Origin of the sequence: Sinorhizobium sp. KGO-5 (genome assembly GCF_036245905.1) — a bacterium.
Lineage (GTDB): Bacteria > Pseudomonadota > Alphaproteobacteria > Rhizobiales > Rhizobiaceae > Sinorhizobium > Sinorhizobium meliloti_A.
This window is the reverse complement of the sequence record NZ_BDIZ01000001.1, coordinates 1,530,344-1,547,412: the sequence shown is the minus strand read 5'-3', so window position 1 is coordinate 1,547,412 and position 17,069 is coordinate 1,530,344. Positions and strand designations below refer to the sequence as shown.

Genomic DNA, 17,069 nt, shown 5'->3' with positions numbered 1-17,069 from the left:
GGGCCGGCCAGCGGTCCACGCGCGGCCGATGGTTCGACAATGACGAATGAGGCCACGTCGAATTCAGATTATTTTCAGCTTTTTTTCTGAATTCGCGCGCGGCTCATTCGTCATTGGTTGGCGTCGATGTAACGGCTGGCCGGACGACAGTCGATCGGCGCGCTAAAAGCGCGCATATAGGGCAAAAGAGCTTCACGATCGCGAAAATCACGAAGCCGATACTATACCTATATTCGCGCCACATAATACATTTCGATTCCATCGAGAGAACGGCGAAGAAATGACAATTCATGATCGGAACGCCAAGGCGGCAAACGACTTCGCTCCCGTAGCGAAATGTTCGCTTTCGCCGGCGCAATCGCGAATCTGGCTCTTGTCGGAGACGGGCAACGAAGCCGTCTACGGGCGGCAAATTCTCGGCGTTACCTTCCCGCCGGTCGCCCTTGCGACGGCGCGCGAGGCACTGGCCCTCCTGTCGCGACGCCACCCCCTGGTCACCACGCGTTTCGAAGCGCGCGCCGGCGGCGCGGTGCAGCAGGTGCGGACGAGCGGCGAGGCCGTCGCCGTGCTGGAAGTGGCTGGCGCGGGCGATCCCGACAGGGTGCTGTCCGAGGCCGCCGCGGCGGAAAGGAACCGCCCGGTCGATCTTGCGGGCGGCAATCCGGCACGCTTCATCCTTGCCACGGAGAACGGTCTGGCCGTCGGCGCGGTGTTTTCGCTGCATGCCGTGCTGGCCGATACGGCGACGCTCGACCTTCTCGCGACAGATTTCCTTCGCTTTCTCGGTGGGGAGGCCCCCGCGGCTACGGACGGCGGAGCCGTTGCGGGCTGGATGGCCAGAAACGGTGCGTCGCGCGTTCCGGCGCAGGCTCTGGTCGATTTCTGGTTCCAACGGCTGACGGCGCAGGACAGCGTTGCCGTATTGGCTCCGCAGGCCGCGACGGGGCAGGATCGCCTTGAGGAGACCTGGGCCGAACACCTACTGGTACTGCCCGTCTCCCGAGAACAGTCGATCGACGAAACGACACGCCGCGTTCTCGGCGCCCTCGGGATCGCCCTCCGCCGGCATTCCGGTTACGGCGCGCAGCGCATCGGCCTCGTCACCCGGCCTTCCGCACCCGCCGTCGCCGCCCGCAGCGAGGATGTGCTGATCCTGACGGCCGCGCTTGGCGGCGACATGACGCTCGCGGATGCCCGTGCCGCCTTCGAAACGGAGATCTTGACCGCCGCCGCACGGTCCGTGCCCTTCGAAGCGCTGGCCGACGCGCTGCTGCGCCGTGACGAAGCCTTCGACACGACCAGCCTCGCCAGGACGCTTCTCGACGTGCGCCCGCCCTTCCGCTTCGCCGGGATGGACGGCGTGCGCACCATTGCCGAACCGCCGGCCCGCCGGGATGCGGAGCTGGTGGTGACCGTCCGCCGTCTTTCCGACGAGACGCTGGGCGTCAGCTTCGGCTTCGATCCGCAGAAACTCGATCGCAAGCCGGTCGCCCGTTTTGCCGATGATCTGGCGATTGCCCTGGCGCGGCTCGCCAGCCATCCGGACGAGCCGATCAAATGCATCCCCTTCGTTTCACGCGAAGAGCTGGACCGGCTTTCCGCACCCTATCCGGATACGCCCGCGCCCGATGACGGCACGCCCATCCACGAGGTCATTTCGGCCGAAGCCCGGCGCCGGCCGCATGCCTTCGCCGTAGCTCAGGGCGAGCGTTCGGTCACCCATGGCGAGCTCGAGACCGCCGCCAACCGGCTGGCCCATCGCCTGATCGCCCTAGGCATCGGTCCGGAAAGGCGGGTCGCCGTGGCGCTCGAAAAGTCGATCGATGCGATCGTCGCCATTCTCGCCGTGCTGAAATCGGGCGGCGCCTTCACCCCGGTCGAGCCGGATCACCCCGAAGCGCGCAACCGGCATATCCTCACCGCGCCCGGCCTGTCGCTCGTCATTTCCCGCACGCGGCATATCGCCAACCTGCCGGGCGACATCGGCACGCCGATGCTCAATCTCGACGCGACCGACCTTTCCGGCGAGGCCGAGACCGCGCCGGCCACGGTCATTGCGCCGGACCAGCTTGCCTATGTGATCTACACCTCGGGCTCGACCGGCGTGCCGAAGGGCGTTGCCGTCGAACACGGGCCGCTGGCGCATCATTGCAAGGCCACGCTCCGAATATACGAAATGAGCGAGGAGTCTTGCGAGTATCCCGTGCTGCCCTTCACCTCCGATGGCGGCCATGAACGCTGGATGGTCCCCCTGATGGCCGGGGGCGGCGTGGTGCTCGCCCCCGATAGGCTGGCAACGCCGGAAGACGCCTTCGCCATGATGGTCAGGCATGGCGTCAATAATGCCAGCCTGCCGACCAGCTATGTGCGCGGCCTTGCCGAATATGCCGGGGAGAACGACATTCCGCGCCTGCGGCTCTATTCCTTCGGCGGCGAGGCGCTGTCGCAGGCCGTGTTCGACATGATCACGGAAAACCTCCAGGCAAAACTGCTGATCAACGGCTACGGTCCGACCGAGACGATCATGACGCCGATGATCTGGAAGATTCCCGCCGGCACGCGCTTCGAGGGCGCCGTTGCGCCGATCGGCCGCGGCGTCGGCGACCGACGCATCTATGTGCTCGACCCCGATCTCGCGCCCGTGCCGGTCGGCGTCATTGGCGAGATCTATATCGGCGGCAGCGGCATCGCGCGCGGCTATCTCGGCCAGCCGGAGCTTACGGCGGACCGCTTCATCCCCGATCCGTTCTCCGGGACGGGACGGCTCTACAAGTCCGGCGACCTCGGCCGCTGGCGGGAGGACGGCATCGTCGAATTCGCCGGCCGCGTCGATCATCAGATCAAGCTGCGCGGTTTCCGCATAGAGCCGGGCGAGATCGAAGCCGTGCTGCGCTCCGACCGGCGCGTCGCCGAGGCCGTGGTGCTGCTGCACAGTGAAGGCGGGCGCAGCTTCCTCGTGGCCTATGTGGTGCCGTGTGAGGGCGAGGCGCTCAGCGCCACCGACCTGCGGCGCGTGGCCGTCGCCGCCCTGCCCGACTATATGGTGCCGCAGACCATTATGCTCATCGACGCCCTTCCCATGGGCCCGAACAGCAAGCTGGACCGCGCCGCCCTCCCCGCTCCGCGCATCGAACGGGCGCTTGTTTCGCCGGCAACCGACAAGGAGACGGCGATCCGCGAGGTCTGGCAGGATGTTCTCGATATCGGCGAGATCGGCGTGACCGAGAACTTCTTCGACATCGGCGGGCAATCCCTGGCGGCGGTGCGCATCGTCTCGCGCTTGAAGATGCGCCATCCCGAATGGCCGCTGTCGATTGCCGACATGTTCAACCACCCGACCATCCGCGACCTTGCACTCGCCGTCGAAGGCGGACGCGATGAGGCGGGTGTCGATGTCGTCTATCTCCGCCGCAACGGCGAAAAGCCGGTGCTCTATTGCTTCCCCGGCCTTCTCGTCAGTACCCGCGAATATATGCGGCTGGTGGACTATCTCGGCCCGGACCAGCCGGCGACCGGCTTCATCTGCTACTCGCTAACCGAGACGAAAACGCTGAGCACCCGTGTCGAGGACATCACGGCGCGGTATGCGGAGGCGGTGCGCCGGCAGGCGCAGGGCCGGCCCTGCGCCTTTCTCGGCTGGTCCTGGGGCGGCCTGCTGGCCTATGAGGCGGCGCGCCAGCTCGGCACCGACATCGATCTCCGCATGATCGGCATGGTCGACGTGTGCGACATGGACGAGGAGTTCACCCTCGGCGTCATGCCGCGCTTCGCCGAGAATGTTCGCGAGCGGACCAATGCCGCCGTGAAGCAATGGCTCATGACAACACCGATGCGCGAGGACTGGAAGCGCCTCTTTGCCGCCATGGATGCGGAGGTCTACGAACAGTTCCTCTCCCATATCGTCAAGAACAACGTCACCCTGCCGACAGATGGGCCGGATATCGGCTCGGAGGAGCACACGTTCTGGATCCTCATCGACAATGCGATGATCTTCCGCAACTACCGCCTCGCCCCGTCCGATTTCCGCATTCATGCCTTTGCCGCGGAAGACTCCCTCACACGCGCGCTCAACGTCATCGACTGGCGCCGCTATTCGCCGAACGCCACCGCGTCGGAGATCGTCACCGGCACAAACCATCTCACGATCATCGGCAAGACGCCGTTCCACCAGCGTTTCGCCCGTCGGCTGGACCAGGCGTTCTCGGCTTCCGTCCTCTAATGCCTCATTCTGGAGTTCCATCATGACTTCCCATGTGCTCGACCTCGCCGGGGCCGGTATCGGACCGTTCAACCTCAGCCTTGCCGCTCAGCTCGATTCGATACCCGAGCTTTCGGTGCGCTTCTTCGAGCGGCGCGCCGCCTTCGCCTGGCATCCCGGCATGATGCTGCCGGGAGCGGAAATGCAGACCTCCATCCTGAAGGACCTGGTGACCGCCACCAATCCGACGAGCCCCTGGAGCTTCCTCGCCTATCTTGTGGCGCACAAGCGCTTCTATCAGTTCATCAATGCGGAATATGAAGCGGTGCCGCGCAAGGAATTCGCCGACTATCTCGGCTGGGTGGCGCGCGGCCTCTCTTCTCTCCGCTTCGGCACCAGCCTGCGCGACGTGCATCTCGACGGCGACCGCTTCGCCATCGCCACCGACAACGAGACCGTGCATGCGAAAAACCTTGCCGTCGGTGTCGGCAAGCTGCCGTCCCGGCCGGCATGGGCCGAGGCTTTGCCGAAGTCGATGACCTTCCACAGCAGCGAGGCCGTCTCGCGGCTCACCGAGGTGAAGGCCGGGCGGATCGCCGTCGTCGGCGGAGGTCAGAGCGGCGCGGAGATCGTCGATGCACTCATGGAGCGCAACGATGTTTCGGCGGTGCACTGGATCAGCCGCCGCCCGAACTTCGAGCCGCTCGATGCCACACCCTTCACCAACGAGCTTTTCACGCCGAGCTACATGGAACGTTTCCATGTCCTTCGGGAGGAGTTGCGGCTCATCCACACGCGCCGGCAGGTGCTCGCCAGCGACGGTGTTTCCGCCTCGACGCTGAAAAAGCTCTATCGCCGGCTCTATGAACGGCAGTTCGAGGCCGGTCAGGGCGTCGATCACGGCATTTCACTGCGCCCCTTCCGCGACGTCGTCGCGGCCGAGCAGGAGGGTTCCGGAATTTCCCTGACCATGCGCAACGGCTTCGACGGGAACATCGAGACGCTGGCCGTCGACATGGTGGTGCTCGCCACTGGTTATCGCTTCGTGCTTCCCGAATTCCTGCATTCGCTGGAAGATCGCATTGCGTTCAACTCGCTCGGCGAGCCGGTGCTGGAGAGCGATTTCTCGCTCGCATGGGACGGTCCGCGGGAAAACCGCATCTTCGTGCTCAATGCCGGGCGCCACAGCCACGGGATCGCCGAACCGCAGCTCAGCCTCGCCGCCTGGCGCAGCGCCGTCATCGCCAATGCGCTGGTCGGACGGCAGCATTTCGATCTCACGCAGATCGACCCCGTCGTGCGGTGGGAAAGCGAGGGCGGGCCGGCGAGGCTGCCGGCGCATCTGGGCCAGGCCGCCGAATAGGTGTCCGCGGCCCTCTTGGAAGGCGCGAAGGGGCGGGTGGAACTGCATTGCCTGCATTTGCGCACCGGGTGCCCCGCTCCCGACAACGTACTCAGCCTCGCAGAGAGGCAGCGTGCGGCCGCTTTTCGCTCGAGCGAAGCGGCCCGCTTGTTCGTTGCAGGTCGCGTCCTTTGCCGAAATATCCTCGCCGAAGTCATCGGTTGCGCGCCAGAAGCTCTCGCCATTGCACTGTCGCCCGAGGGCCGGCCCTATCTGCCCGGCCATCCCGGGATCGATTTCAATCTTTCCCACACGACGGGGACCGTCGCACTCGCGGTGTGTCTCAACGGTCGCGTGGGTATCGATATCGAACGCGCCGAAGGACATGGCGAGGCGGCGATGCGGGATCTCATGCCCCTCATTCTTTCCGAGGAGGAAGAGGCAGATCTCCGGCAGCTGCCTCCGGGGGAGCAACCGACTGCCTTTCTCGCCCGGTGGGTGGCCAAGGAGGCGGTCTTGAAGTGCAGCGGTCGTGGTCTTCTCGACGATCCCAGACGTGTGACGATCGAATCCGGAGGTTCGATCTCGAATTCATGCAACCGTCCCAATGAGGCTGGCGGCGGATGTCGATTCCATGCGGGTCGGGACTATGGTCACCTGTGGGCCGTCGCAACCGAAAATCCGGTCGAGAGGCCCCTCTGGCACCATCACCACGCGGGCGACCGTCTCAGAAGAGAACGTCGATGAGGCGGCCGGTCGAAAGATGTTGACCGACAGCGGTGAGGCTCTGCATCTTCATCAATATCTTGACTAAAAGAATCATGTTTTATAATTATCGTGAAAAAACAAGGGGAGATTGAAATACAGCCATGATTTCAACGGGGACCCGACATGATTGCCGACAGCAACCCGCAGTCGACGTGCAACGAACAGCTCCAATCGGCTCTTGAGGCCTATCCCAAGCTCCTCTCCATCGCCCGCAGGATCACCGGCTGCCCCGTCATCGCTGAGGACGTCGTCCAGGACGTCCTGCTGCAGCTCGTCTCCAAGCCGCTCAACCATGACATAGCGGCGCCGATCTCTTACGTGATACGGATGGTACGCAATCTGGCGACTGACCATATGCGGCGGCTGCGCTATGAGAGAGGCCTGTTTCTGGAAGAGGACGTCGGCGGCAACGCAACCGCCTACGGCAGTCCGGAAGAACGCCTGCGGGAAGCCGAAGCCTACAGGGCATTCTGCTGTGTGGTCGAGGCAATGCCGACGCGCACGCGAAAATTCTACGAGGACCATTATTTCGCGGACGTCCCGCAAAAGACCATAGCCCGGGAGGCGGGCGTTTCGTGCGCGCTCGTCTGTGGCCTGCTGCGCGAAGCGCATACCCGCTGCCTTGCCGCGCTGTCGGCCGAAGCGAGCCAAAGCCGTCGCTATCGGCCGAAGCAGACATCATGAAGGCCGATCCCGCCGAAAGCCGGAACCGGCTACATTTCCTGGCGGAAGGCGATCTGCACGGCCCGGTTCACCGCAACGGGAAGAACGGACATGTGGTTTTCGCCGGCGTATTCCTCGAAACGGCCGACGCCTGCGAGTGCCGGCAACGCTTCCCAACGTTCCGCCATGGCGCGAGCATATTCCACGATTCGCGTTTCCAGGGCTCGGGCGAGGCGCTGCCCCTCGTCGGGCCTGCCCTTGTGAAAGGGGGCGATGCACCGCTCGCTCTCATATTGCCCGGCCGAAAGATGAAGCTCCAGGCCCGGCGGCACGTCTGCGCGTTCCAGAAATGCCCGTTCCGTCACGAGAATGGCCGCATCCTCCCAGAAGATCGCCGGGCTCGCCGCGATCCAGCGCCGGAAGGCCCGGGGTCTGGTAAACAGTGCGTGGAGCACGAACAGACCGCCGAAGGAATGGCCGAAAAGCGACTGGCGAGACCGGTCGATCGGTACCTGCTTTTCGACCCAGGACTTCAACTCGTCTTCGATCGCCGAGAGAAAATCGGCCCCTCCCCCGGTCCGGACATCCGGCGTATCCGGGAAGAAGGGCGGATAGGTCCGACCGGGCGGCGGGCTCAGGTCCCAGGAACGCCGCACAGGATCGTAAGCCTCGTCGGAGGGGTAGCCGATCGCCACGATCACGCCGTCACAGATGTTCGTCCCGCTCGGATAGGACATCTGCACCTTCTGAGCGTCGACGGCCGTCGCGAAGCAGGCGTTGCCGTCCGTGAGATAGAGAACCGGCCAGCCCTCCGGCGGCGCCGGCCTCGCCGGACGATAGAGAAAAATCCGGTACGGCTGGTCGACATCGCCCAAGGTCAGATCGGCGAATGTGGCACCGGCGATCGCCACGGGCGATGCGGCAAGTTCGGATGATGAATGGGGCATGATCTCTCCGGACGGCCGACGGCAGGGCGATGCCGATAAAGTTGACTGAAATTGACATATTATGTGAATCGAAGCCTGGCAAGAGCGGCGAAGCTCGCTGAGACGCGGACGGATTGCCCGCCCCGATGCCGCAAAATTTCTACCGCCATTGCATCCAAAACCCGGGCCGAGCGCACAATCTCCAGGCGAATCTAAAAAGGTGACTAAATTAGTCATGTATTCTTGACGCCGGCGAATCCTGCTGTATAGGGTACGCCATCACTGTCGAAAGCTGCGGGGGTGGAACACCGAATGAAGCCGAATTCAGATAATGCCTTCAATACCTTGAAAAGATACAAGCCTCATGTCTGGCGCACCGCCACCGCATTGGCCGCAGTGCTGGCCGTGAACGGAAATGCGGCGGCGCAGGAGGCCGTCCCCGGCGCGGCCCAAAGCGGCGCGACGCAGCTGGATGCGATCGTCGTCGACGGCGCGACCAAGATCCCGACGACCCTGGTCGAGACGCCGCGCTCCGTCTCTCTCATCAGCCGCGAGGAACTCGACAAGCGCGCCGTGCAGGATATCATCGAGGCGGTGCGCTATTCCGCCGGCGTCGTGACCGGCTCATACGGTTTCGATCCGCGTTTCGAGCAGATCACCATCCGCGGCAACGACATCACCACGACGGGTGACTATCGCGACGGACTGCGCCAGCCCTATCTCAGCTATGCCATGCTTCGTAACGAGCCCTATTCACTGGAGCAGGTCGAGGTCATCAAGGGCCCGATCTCCGTGCTTTACGGCGCGGGCTCGCCCGGCGGCATCGTAAACAAGACCTCGAAAATGCCGACGGAAGAGACGATCCGGGAAGTCGGCGTCCTCTACGGCACTGAGAATCGCATCCAGGGCATGTTTGACTTCGGCGGACCGCTGAGCGAGAACGACGATGGCCTGCTCTACCGCGTCGTTGGTCTGGCGCGCCGAGGCGAGACCAATTTCGACATTGCCGACGACCGCTACCTCATCCAGCCGGCTCTTACCTGGAAGCCGGATGAGGCAACCTCCTTCACGATCTACGGCCTAGCGCAGGCCGATGAGACCGATGTCGATGTCGGCGCGGTCATCGGCCCCGACGGTAGGATTCACGACCTGCGCGGCAGCGACCCCGATTACGACTTCCAGAAAGTCCGCCAGCAGCAGATCGGCTACCGGTTCGAACACGAATTCGACAATGGTCTTACCTTCCGCCAGAAGCTGCGCTATTCCCACCTGAAATTGTGGGGGCGCTATCTCGGCATCACGGATTGGACGGGCACGGTTGGCCATCGCACGCCCTACTCGCTCGGCGACGAGCTCGACGTCTTCCAGGTCGACAACCAACTTGAATACAAGTTCGATACGGGCCCGGCTTTGCATACCGCGATGCTCGGCCTAGACTACAGCAATGTAAAATCCGCCTTTGGCTTCGGTGCGGGCAGTTCCGATCCGGCCTACGATTTCGACATCGAAAACCCGACCTGGGGTGTTTCCGGTCCGACGCCTGCCTATAGCAGCCTCAGCGACAGCCGGATGCGCCAATTGGGGGTCTATGTCCTCGACCAGATCGAACTGGACAAATGGCGCTTCACGCTGGGCGGGCGGCAGACGTGGGTGCAGCAGGACAGGGATTCGACCGACGTTCCCTCGGCAACGACGGCATCCGAGAGCCTCGACAAGCACGGCTTCTCCGTTCAGCTCGGCACCGTCTATCTCTTCGACAATGGTCTTGCGCCTTTCGCCAATTACGCGACCTCCTTCGATCCCGTGACCGAGAAATCGCGAAGCGGCAGCATCCTGCAGCCGACCGAGGGCGAACAGTTCGAGCTTGGCGTGAAATATCAGCCGCCGGGCACGGACATTCTTCTCTCCGCAGCGCTTTATCATCTCGTCGAGAAAAACAAGCCGATCGCCGTCGATCCCCTGAATGGCATCTATGAATCGCTTGGCGAGGTCACGAACAAGGGTCTCGAGCTGGAGGCGCGGGCGCATGTCGCCGATGGTCTCGATCTGATCGCAGCCTATACCTATAACAATTCCGAAGTCACCGCCGGCGAGAATGTCGGCAATGCACCTGCCGTCACGCCGCGGCATACCGCCAGCCTGTGGGCGGACTACACCTTTCAGGAGGATACGTTCGCCAGCGGCCTGACGGTCGGCGCCGGACTTCGCTTCACCGGCGAAAACTATGCCGAAATCGAAAACACCAGCAAGAACAAGGCGAACGTCTATGTGGATGCCTCCCTTACCTACGATTTCGGGGCGCTCGACAAAGAGTTCGACGGCCTGACCGGCAACGTCGCCGTCCGCAACATCGCCGACCGGCGCGACACGGTTTGCAACAGCGGCTATTGCTATCTCGGCCAGGGCCGCAACATCACGGCCTCTCTGAAGTATCGCTGGTAGACGAAAGGCGGACAGACGGGGAGCCGCATTCGCCGCGGCTTCCCAACCGTTGCTCCTGGAAGGGCGAACGGACATGTGCTCCATGTCGGCTGCGGCATCAAGGCTCCGAGATGGCCACCCCTCACGCGAGGCGCATCACAAGAAGTTGCGCCCGAGGCGCGGAAACGCCGGCACCGACAGGTATCTCCAACTTTCCCAGCGACCGGCCAGCATGCTCTTCCGAAGCCGGCGTCGCGGCATCGCGACCCTCTGCAGCAATCTCTTCATCCAATTGTCGCAGAGCTGTCATGAACTCGCTGGTAAAGCGAGACCGGGACGCCCGGGAGATCGGGCGCGTCTACCGTCTCAATGGGGAGAATTGCCATGGACAAATATCTCGGCCTTGCCGAAGAAACCGAATTCAAGACGCTGACGGAGCGCAGGGAAGAACTGGAAGACGTCGGTCATAACTGTTCCACCAACCCGACCATGGGCGACATCATCAATCGCCGCTTCTCGCGCCGGTCGTTCATCGGCGGCTCTCTGGCCGTGGCTGCCATATCCACGACGGTCAGCCCCCTCGCCCTGCTGACGGCTGACGAAGCACGGGCAAACGGCGAAGCGTCGCGATTCGCCTTCAAGGAGATCGAAGCCGGTGTCGACGAGACCCATCATGTAGCCGAGGGTTACGACGCCGACATCCTGCTGCGCTGGGGCGACAAGGTCTTTGCCGACAGCCCGGAATTCGACCCGCTGAACCAGACAGCCGAAGCCCAGAGCCGGCAGTTCGGCTACAACAACGACTATGTCGGCTTCATTCCGCTCGAAGGCAATCCGGACCACGGCCTGCTGGTCGTCAACCACGAATACACCAATGCCGAGATCATGTTCCCGAACTTCGCCCGCGTCGAAAAGGTGACGGAGGACGGCAAGGAGGAGGACAAGGTCGTGCTCGGCGAGTACACCAAGGACCTCGTCGATATCGAAATGGCCGCCCATGGCGGCACCGTCATCGAAATCCGCAAGGTCGACGGGAAATGGCAGCCGGTCCTCGACGGCAAGTACAACCGCCGCATCACGGCCACGACCGAGATGCAGCTTTCCGGCCCTGTTGCCGGCCACGAGCGGGTCAAGACCCCGTCGGATCCGACCGGTAGGAAGGTCTTCGGCACCATCAACAATTGCGCCGGCGGCGTCACCGCCTGGGGCACCTACATGATGGCCGAGGAAAACTTCAACGGCTATTTCGGCGGCGAGTTCGCCGAGGATCATCCGGAATTCAAGCAGATGAAGCGTGTCGGCGCGCCGGGCGGGCAGTATGAATGGTCGAAATTCTACGACCGCTTCGACGTATCCAAGGAGCCGAACGAGGCCAACCGCTTCGGCTGGGTGGTCGAAGTCGATCCGCTGGACCCCACCTCCGTCCCGAAGAAGCGCACCGCGATCGGACGCTTCAAGCACGAGGGCTGCGAGTCGATCGTCAACAGGGATGGCCGCGTCGTCCTCTACAGCGGCGACGACGAACGCTACGATTATGTCTACAAGTTCGTGACGAAGGGCACTTACAACCCTGACGACCGCGCCGCGAACATGGATCTCTTCGACGAAGGCACGCTCTACGTGGCGAAGTTCGACGAGGACGGCACGGTGACCTGGATGCCTCTCGTCCACGGCGAAGGGCCGCTGACGGCCGAGAACGGCTTCGCCTCCCAGGCCGACGTGCTGATCGACACCCGTTTTGCCGCCGATGCGCTCGGCGCGACCAAAATGGACCGGCCGGAGGACGTTCAGCCCAATCCGAAGACCGGCAAGGTCTATGTGATGCTGACCAACAATACCAAGCGCAAGGAGGACGAGATCGACGCCGCCAATCCGCGCGCCAAGAATGCCTTCGGCCACATCGTCGAAATTTCGGAAACCGACGGCGATTTCGCCTCGACGAAATCCCGCTGGGACGTCCTCCTGAAGTGCGGCGATCCGAGCGTCGCCGAGGTCGGTGCCTCCTTCTCCACCGCCACAACCAGGAACGGCTGGTTCGGCATGCCGGACAATTGCGCCATCGATGCCGATGGCCGTCTCTGGGTCTCGACCGACGGCAACAACGAAAAGGTCACGGGGCGCACGGACGGTGTCTGGGCCGTGGAGACGGAAGGCGAAGGCCGCGGTACCTCGAAGCTGTTCTTCCGGGTGCCGGTCGGTGCGGAAATGTGCGGCCCGAGCTTCAACCCTACGAGCGACACCTTCTTCCTCGCGGTTCAGCATCCGGGCGATGCCGGTCTCGCAACCTACGAGAAGCCGGCGACGCGCTGGCCGGATTTCCGCGACGACATGCCGGTGCGCCCGGCCGTCGTCGCCGTCACCAAGCAGGGTGGCGGCAAGATCGGCTGAAGCGTTCGGAGCGCCACACGCTCTGCGACCTCCCATCCCTGTGCCCGTCACTGGGATGGGAGAAAAAGGCATCCGCCACCCGTCGCCACCGCGGTCAGCTTGTCAAAAACGCTTAAGCCTCCGACGATGCGGCCTTCAGCGCCTTCAGCGTCGCATGGACGAACCCGTCCCGCGCCGACGCGGCGTCGACGCCCCGCGGCTCGTAAACATGGCGGTTGAGGAAATAGGCGGTAAGGCGGAAGGCGGCGGCAAGGCTTTCGTGATCGGCAGCTCTGCTTCCTCCCGATAGGAAGTCCGGGAGGGCGAGCATGCGGTCGGCGTAAGGGGCACCCGCTTCGCGGCAGATCGCGCGGCCCGATTTCGGCGATACGAAGACAAGGTCGCTTTGCGCACCCGTCGCCCCACATTGAGAAAGATCCAGGCCGAAGCCGAGATCGTTCAGCACCGCGAGTTCGAAGCGCACGAACAATTCGCCGGCATCTGCCGGGTCCTGGAGGTGATCGACGATGACGGCGAGCGCCTCGTAGAGATGGGGATGCGGGTCGCGCTCCGGCAGGAGCCGCAAGAGTGCGCCGATCGCCTGAATTCCGTAGACGGAAGTCGCCGTCTCGATCAGCCTCGCCGCGCGCAATTGCAGCGGCTCGACGCGGAATTCGCCGAGATGCTCGTCCAGCCTCGCCCGCCAGCTCACCTCCACGGAATTGCCCGGCTGCAGCACCGGCTGCATCGCACGCGAGCGGCCCGAGCGCACGAGCCCGAGATGCCGCCCGTGCCCGGGCGTCATCACCTCCGCGATGACAGAGCTCTCGCCATGCCGCCGGATGCCGAGAATTATGGCTTCATCGCTCCATTGCATGAAAAAGGCATACACCCGCCGCGGAAACCGGAGCAAGCGAAGAAACGCGCCCGGTTTCGACCCTTGTCCGGTGCGGCGGAAACAAACTGTAGCCTTTCCGCTACACTTGCCGTGCGCCGCAAATCTATTGCCGTTTTTGCCGCATTGCGACGCCTTTCAATGCGGGTTGCGAGGCCTTAGACGTGCCTCCTCAAGAATGACAGTCAGCAGGAACAATTCGACTATGTGTGTGTCCGGGAATCGCGCCAGCCGTCTGATGCAGCTTTGCGCCGCTTTGGCCCTCTCCGCCGCGTTGGCGGGTTGCGTGAGCAGCAACCAGCCGGTCCGGCCGAAAGGGGCGGATCCCTATTTCGTGGCAATGTATGGGGCGAAGCCGGATGAGACGTTTCCGCTTCCGGCCACCGACATCAGCAAGGTCGAACCGCGTTTTCTGCGGCAACAGGTGCCTTACGTCACGCATGAGCCGCCGGGTACTGTCGTGATCGACACGGAAAACCGCTTTCTCTATCTCGTGCAGGGCGGAGGCATGGCGCTTCGTTACGGCATCGGCGTCGGCAAGGCCGGGCTGGAATTCGAGGGCGAGGCGCGCGTCGGCCGCAAGGCGGAATGGCCGCGCTGGACGCCGACATCCGACATGGTCGCGCGCGAACCCGAGCGCTACGGACCGCTCGCGGGAGGCATGGACCCTGGCCTGCGCAATCCGCTCGGACCGCGCGCGCTCTATCTCTACCAGGGAAACCGCGACACGCTGTTCCGCATCCACGGCACCACGGAGGCCTGGTCGATCGGCAAGGCGGTCTCGAGCGGCTGCATCCGCCTGTTCAACCCGGATATCATCGACCTTTACAGCCGCGTGCCGGAAGGCTCGCGCGTCGTCGTGCTCCAGGCGGAACCGCCGATGAGCCAGCGGATGGATGCACCGATGTCGACCGCCGCCGACGGCAGCGGGTCGCTTTCCTTCTAGAGCACTTCCAGGAAAAGTGAGTAAACGGTTCTCCGCCCGGAAGCGCGTTGGATCAAACGCTTAGAGCATTTCAGTGTTTCCATGAAACACGTTGAAATGCTCTCACTCGCTTACCAGGCATCCGGCTCGCGCACGAGGTGCACGATATTGGCGGGGTTCATGATCCATCCGCCGCGGAAGCCCTCGCCCAGTTCCTCGACCTGGTCGCAGCGCACGACCTTGTGCGCTGCGAGATGATCGAGGGCTGCCTCGTGATCTTCGGTAAAGAGTTCCAGCCATATTTCCGCCTGGCTGTAATGCGGCGCTTCGTCTATCCACAAACGATTGGGGCCGAGAACGAAGCCTTTCGCCGGTGCCTTTTCGTCGAAAGGCGCGAGACCGACGACGTCGCGGTAGAAGGCGATCACCGCTTCGTATTGATGGCTCGGAACTTTCATGGCGATGTTGATACCGCCCTTGATTTCGGTGGACATCGCCCCCTCCTACAGTTGCGGTTCGAGTGCCGGCTTGCCGGAGAGTTCGCTCACATAATAGCCCTCCCGCAAATTGATGCCGTATTCGACCCAGGCCTTCATGCAGGCGAGCATCTGCGACCAGCCCTCGCAATTGAGATAGGAGCTCTTCTGCCCCTGTTCGTTTTCCCGCCAGCCGCTCTCGGCGATCGTCACCATGGTGGCGCCGTCGTCGAGCGACTGAAAGCGCATTTCAACCCGCGTCTGGTAGGGAGACTCGCCCTCACCGGTCATGGCATCCCAGCAAAAGACGATCCGCTCGTTAGGCTCCACAGCCTCGACCCTGATGGGAACCTCGCCCCACCACGTCACGGTGGTACCGGCAACCAGCGGTCCGCTGATGCCGCCGAGCGTTACGAAATAGCGGCTGAGCTGATCCGGGTTTACCACCGCGTCGAAGACCTGCTCAACGGGACGGGCAATACGTCCATTCACACGAAATTCGAATGCCATGACGTCCTCCTCACGATTGTATCGGTGGATAATATGTTATAAAAACATAACATGTCAAACGATTCGAAAGACGATGCGGTTTTCAAAGCGCTGGCGAACGGCCTGCGGCGACGGATGCTCGACGCGCTGAAGGAGAAACCGCAAACGACGGGCATGCTCTGCGAGCTCTTCCCGAACCTGGATCGCTGCACGGTGATGCAGCACCTGAAGGTTCTGGAGGAGGCCGATCTCGTTCTCGCCAGGCGCGAGGGCCGCGAGCGGTGGAACCACCTGAACGCCTTGCCCATTCGTGCCATTCACGATCGTTGGATCAGTCAGTATGCCGGCCACGCAATGTCCGTTCTGACAGCCCTCCAACGTGAGCTCGACGAGCCCCGCGAGTGACGGAATTGACTTTTCATCGGCCGGCTTTCTGCGTATGAACTGTGGAGTGGGGCAAACTGGGGGAAATCGTCATGCGTTACCTCATCACCGGCACTGCAGGATTCATCGGTTTTCATGTTGCAAAACGACTGATCGACGAGGGGCATTTCGTCGTCGGATTCGACGGCATGACGCCCTATTACGACGTGACGCTGAAAGAGCGCCGACACGCGATCCTTCAGCGCTCCAACGGCTTCAAGGCGGTGACGGCCATGCTCGAGGACAGGGCCGCACTGGACCGGGCGGCGGAGCTTGCCGAGCCGGAAGTCATCATCCACCTCGCCGCCCAGGCAGGCGTCCGCTACAGCCTCGAAAACCCGAAAGCCTATGTGGACGCAAATCTCGTCGGGTCGTGGAACATGCTCGAGCTCGCCAAGGCGATCGCACCGAAGCACCTGATGCTCGCCTCCACCTCTTCGATCTACGGCGCCAACGAGAAGATCCCGTTTGCCGAAGCGGACCGGGCCGACGAACCCATGACGCTCTATGCCGCGACGAAGAAGTCGATGGAGTTGATGGCGCACAGCTATGCGCATCTCTACAAGGTGCCGACCACCGCCTTCCGCTTCTTCACCGTTTACGGCCCCTGGGGGCGGCCGGACATGGCGCTCTTCAAATTCGTCGACGCCATAGACAACGGCCGGCCGATCGACATTTATGGCGAGGGCCGGATGAGCCGGGACTTCACCTATATCGACGATCTCGTCGAAAGCATCGTCCGGCTGTCGCATATTGCGCCTTCGGAGGAGAACCGGGTGGCACCGGAAAAGGCCACGGATACGCTTTCGCGCCATGCGCCGTTTCGCGTCGTCAATACCGGCGGTGGCCAGCCGGTAGAATTGATGACCTTCGTCGAAACGGTCGAGAAGGCTGTGGGGCGTCCGGCGGTCCGCAACATGCTGCCGATGCAGCAGGGCGACGTACCGCGCACCTTCGCTTCGCCGGACCTGCTCGAAGCCCTGACCGGATTCAAGCCATCCGTTTCGGTCGAGGAAGGCGTTGCGCGCTTCGTCGAGTGGTATGAACAGAATTATCGCCGTGCACCCACGACCGTCTGATGGTAAAACAAACGACATTTGTGCGAAGCGCATGCTTCCGCACGCAATTGCAAATTGGTTTTTCTTTACTTTTTTCTCGATGACATCCTTTTATTAG

General features: G+C 62.9%; 13 protein-coding genes. 9 read left to right on the top strand and 4 right to left on the bottom strand.

Annotation, left to right across the window (positions count from 1 at the left end):
• Positions 1-280: 280 nt before the first annotated feature.
• From BHD07_RS07320 to BHD07_RS07305, 4 genes are all read left to right on the top strand, one after another.
• On the top strand, positions 281-4,219 hold the full coding sequence (locus BHD07_RS07320) for an amino acid adenylation domain-containing protein (protein ID WP_338278741.1): 3,939 nt from the start codon (positions 281-283) through the stop codon (positions 4,217-4,219).
• A 22-nt stretch (positions 4,220-4,241) separates the two neighbouring features.
• Positions 4,242-5,561 carry a lysine N(6)-hydroxylase/L-ornithine N(5)-oxygenase family protein gene (locus BHD07_RS07315; RefSeq protein ID WP_100672066.1) on the top strand — a complete coding sequence of 440 codons (1,320 nt, stop codon included), beginning with the start codon at positions 4,242-4,244 and terminating at the stop codon, positions 5,559-5,561.
• Positions 5,562-6,287, top strand: a complete 726-nt coding sequence (locus BHD07_RS07310) for a 4'-phosphopantetheinyl transferase family protein (protein WP_100672065.1) — start codon at positions 5,562-5,564, stop codon at positions 6,285-6,287.
• A gap of 144 nt (positions 6,288-6,431) precedes the next feature.
• Complete coding sequence (locus BHD07_RS07305) at positions 6,432-6,992, top strand: sigma-70 family RNA polymerase sigma factor (protein WP_338278736.1); 561 nt, start codon at positions 6,432-6,434, stop codon at positions 6,990-6,992.
• Positions 6,993-7,021: 29 nt separating this feature from the next.
• Here the strand turns inward: BHD07_RS07305 and BHD07_RS07300 are convergent, their stop codons facing one another.
• Positions 7,022-7,918 (bottom strand): alpha/beta hydrolase, encoded by an 897-nt coding sequence (locus BHD07_RS07300; protein WP_338278734.1) that lies wholly within the window; start codon positions 7,916-7,918, stop codon positions 7,022-7,024.
• 291 nt (positions 7,919-8,209) lie between these two features.
• Here BHD07_RS07300 and BHD07_RS07295 point away from each other — a divergent pair, with 291 nt between their 5' ends.
• Together BHD07_RS07295 and BHD07_RS07290 are read left to right on the top strand one after the other, a co-directional pair.
• Positions 8,210-10,339: a TonB-dependent siderophore receptor gene (locus tag BHD07_RS07295; protein ID WP_100672062.1), complete on the top strand. Its 2,130-nt coding sequence runs from the start codon at positions 8,210-8,212 to the stop codon at positions 10,337-10,339.
• Between the two features lie 363 nt (positions 10,340-10,702).
• Positions 10,703-12,706 (top strand): PhoX family protein, encoded by a 2,004-nt coding sequence (locus BHD07_RS07290; protein WP_100672061.1) that lies wholly within the window; start codon positions 10,703-10,705, stop codon positions 12,704-12,706.
• Positions 12,707-12,818: 112 nt separating this feature from the next.
• Here the strand turns inward: BHD07_RS07290 and recO are convergent, their stop codons facing one another.
• On the bottom strand, positions 12,819-13,562 hold the full coding sequence (gene recO, locus BHD07_RS07285) for a DNA repair protein RecO (RefSeq protein ID WP_100672265.1): 744 nt from the start codon (positions 13,560-13,562) through the stop codon (positions 12,819-12,821).
• Between the two features lie 223 nt (positions 13,563-13,785).
• Between recO and BHD07_RS07280 the strand changes: the two genes are divergently transcribed.
• Positions 13,786-14,526, top strand: coding sequence for a L,D-transpeptidase (locus BHD07_RS07280; RefSeq protein ID WP_338278729.1), 741 nt, complete (start codon positions 13,786-13,788; stop codon positions 14,524-14,526).
• A gap of 110 nt (positions 14,527-14,636) precedes the next feature.
• On the opposite strand, the gene BHD07_RS07275 is transcribed toward BHD07_RS07280, so the two are convergent.
• Positions 14,637-14,999, bottom strand: coding sequence for a hypothetical protein (locus tag BHD07_RS07275; RefSeq protein WP_100672060.1), 363 nt, complete (start codon positions 14,997-14,999; stop codon positions 14,637-14,639).
• 9 nt (positions 15,000-15,008) lie between these two features.
• The gene (locus tag BHD07_RS07270; RefSeq protein WP_324763130.1) at positions 15,009-15,491 is read right to left on the bottom strand and encodes an SRPBCC domain-containing protein; all 483 of its coding nucleotides are present in this window, start codon (positions 15,489-15,491) and stop codon (positions 15,009-15,011) included.
• 51 nt (positions 15,492-15,542) lie between these two features.
• On the opposite strand from BHD07_RS07270, the gene BHD07_RS07265 reads away from it, so the two are divergent.
• A complete protein-coding gene (locus tag BHD07_RS07265) occupies positions 15,543-15,875 on the top strand; it encodes an ArsR/SmtB family transcription factor (RefSeq protein ID WP_018094609.1) in 333 nt (110 codons plus the stop codon).
• Positions 15,876-15,946: 71 nt separating this feature from the next.
• Complete coding sequence (locus tag BHD07_RS07260; protein ID WP_100672058.1) at positions 15,947-16,972, top strand: NAD-dependent epimerase; 1,026 nt, start codon at positions 15,947-15,949, stop codon at positions 16,970-16,972.
• Positions 16,973-17,069: the final 97 nt, after the last annotated feature.

Excerpts from the sequence above, each read along its gene's own strand:
- BHD07_RS07320 (WP_338278741.1), top strand. The coding sequence starts at position 281 with ATGACAATTCATGATCGGAACGCCAAGGCGGCAAACGACTTCGCTCCC.
- BHD07_RS07315 (WP_100672066.1), top strand. The coding sequence starts at position 4,242 with ATGACTTCCCATGTGCTCGACCTCGCCGGGGCCGGTATCGGACCGTTC.
- BHD07_RS07305 (WP_338278736.1), top strand. The coding sequence starts at position 6,432 with ATGATTGCCGACAGCAACCCGCAGTCGACGTGCAACGAACAGCTCCAA.
- BHD07_RS07300 (WP_338278734.1), bottom strand. The coding sequence starts at position 7,918 with ATGCCCCATTCATCATCCGAACTTGCCGCATCGCCCGTGGCGATCGCC.
- BHD07_RS07295 (WP_100672062.1), top strand. The coding sequence starts at position 8,210 with ATGAAGCCGAATTCAGATAATGCCTTCAATACCTTGAAAAGATACAAG.
- BHD07_RS07290 (WP_100672061.1), top strand. The coding sequence starts at position 10,703 with ATGGACAAATATCTCGGCCTTGCCGAAGAAACCGAATTCAAGACGCTG.
- recO (WP_100672265.1), bottom strand. The coding sequence starts at position 13,562 with ATGCAATGGAGCGATGAAGCCATAATTCTCGGCATCCGGCGGCATGGC.
- BHD07_RS07280 (WP_338278729.1), top strand. The coding sequence starts at position 13,786 with ATGTGTGTGTCCGGGAATCGCGCCAGCCGTCTGATGCAGCTTTGCGCC.
- BHD07_RS07275 (WP_100672060.1), bottom strand. The coding sequence starts at position 14,999 with ATGTCCACCGAAATCAAGGGCGGTATCAACATCGCCATGAAAGTTCCG.
- BHD07_RS07270 (WP_324763130.1), bottom strand. The coding sequence starts at position 15,491 with ATGGCATTCGAATTTCGTGTGAATGGACGTATTGCCCGTCCCGTTGAG.
- BHD07_RS07265 (WP_018094609.1), top strand. The coding sequence starts at position 15,543 with ATGTCAAACGATTCGAAAGACGATGCGGTTTTCAAAGCGCTGGCGAAC.
- BHD07_RS07260 (WP_100672058.1), top strand. The coding sequence starts at position 15,947 with ATGCGTTACCTCATCACCGGCACTGCAGGATTCATCGGTTTTCATGTT.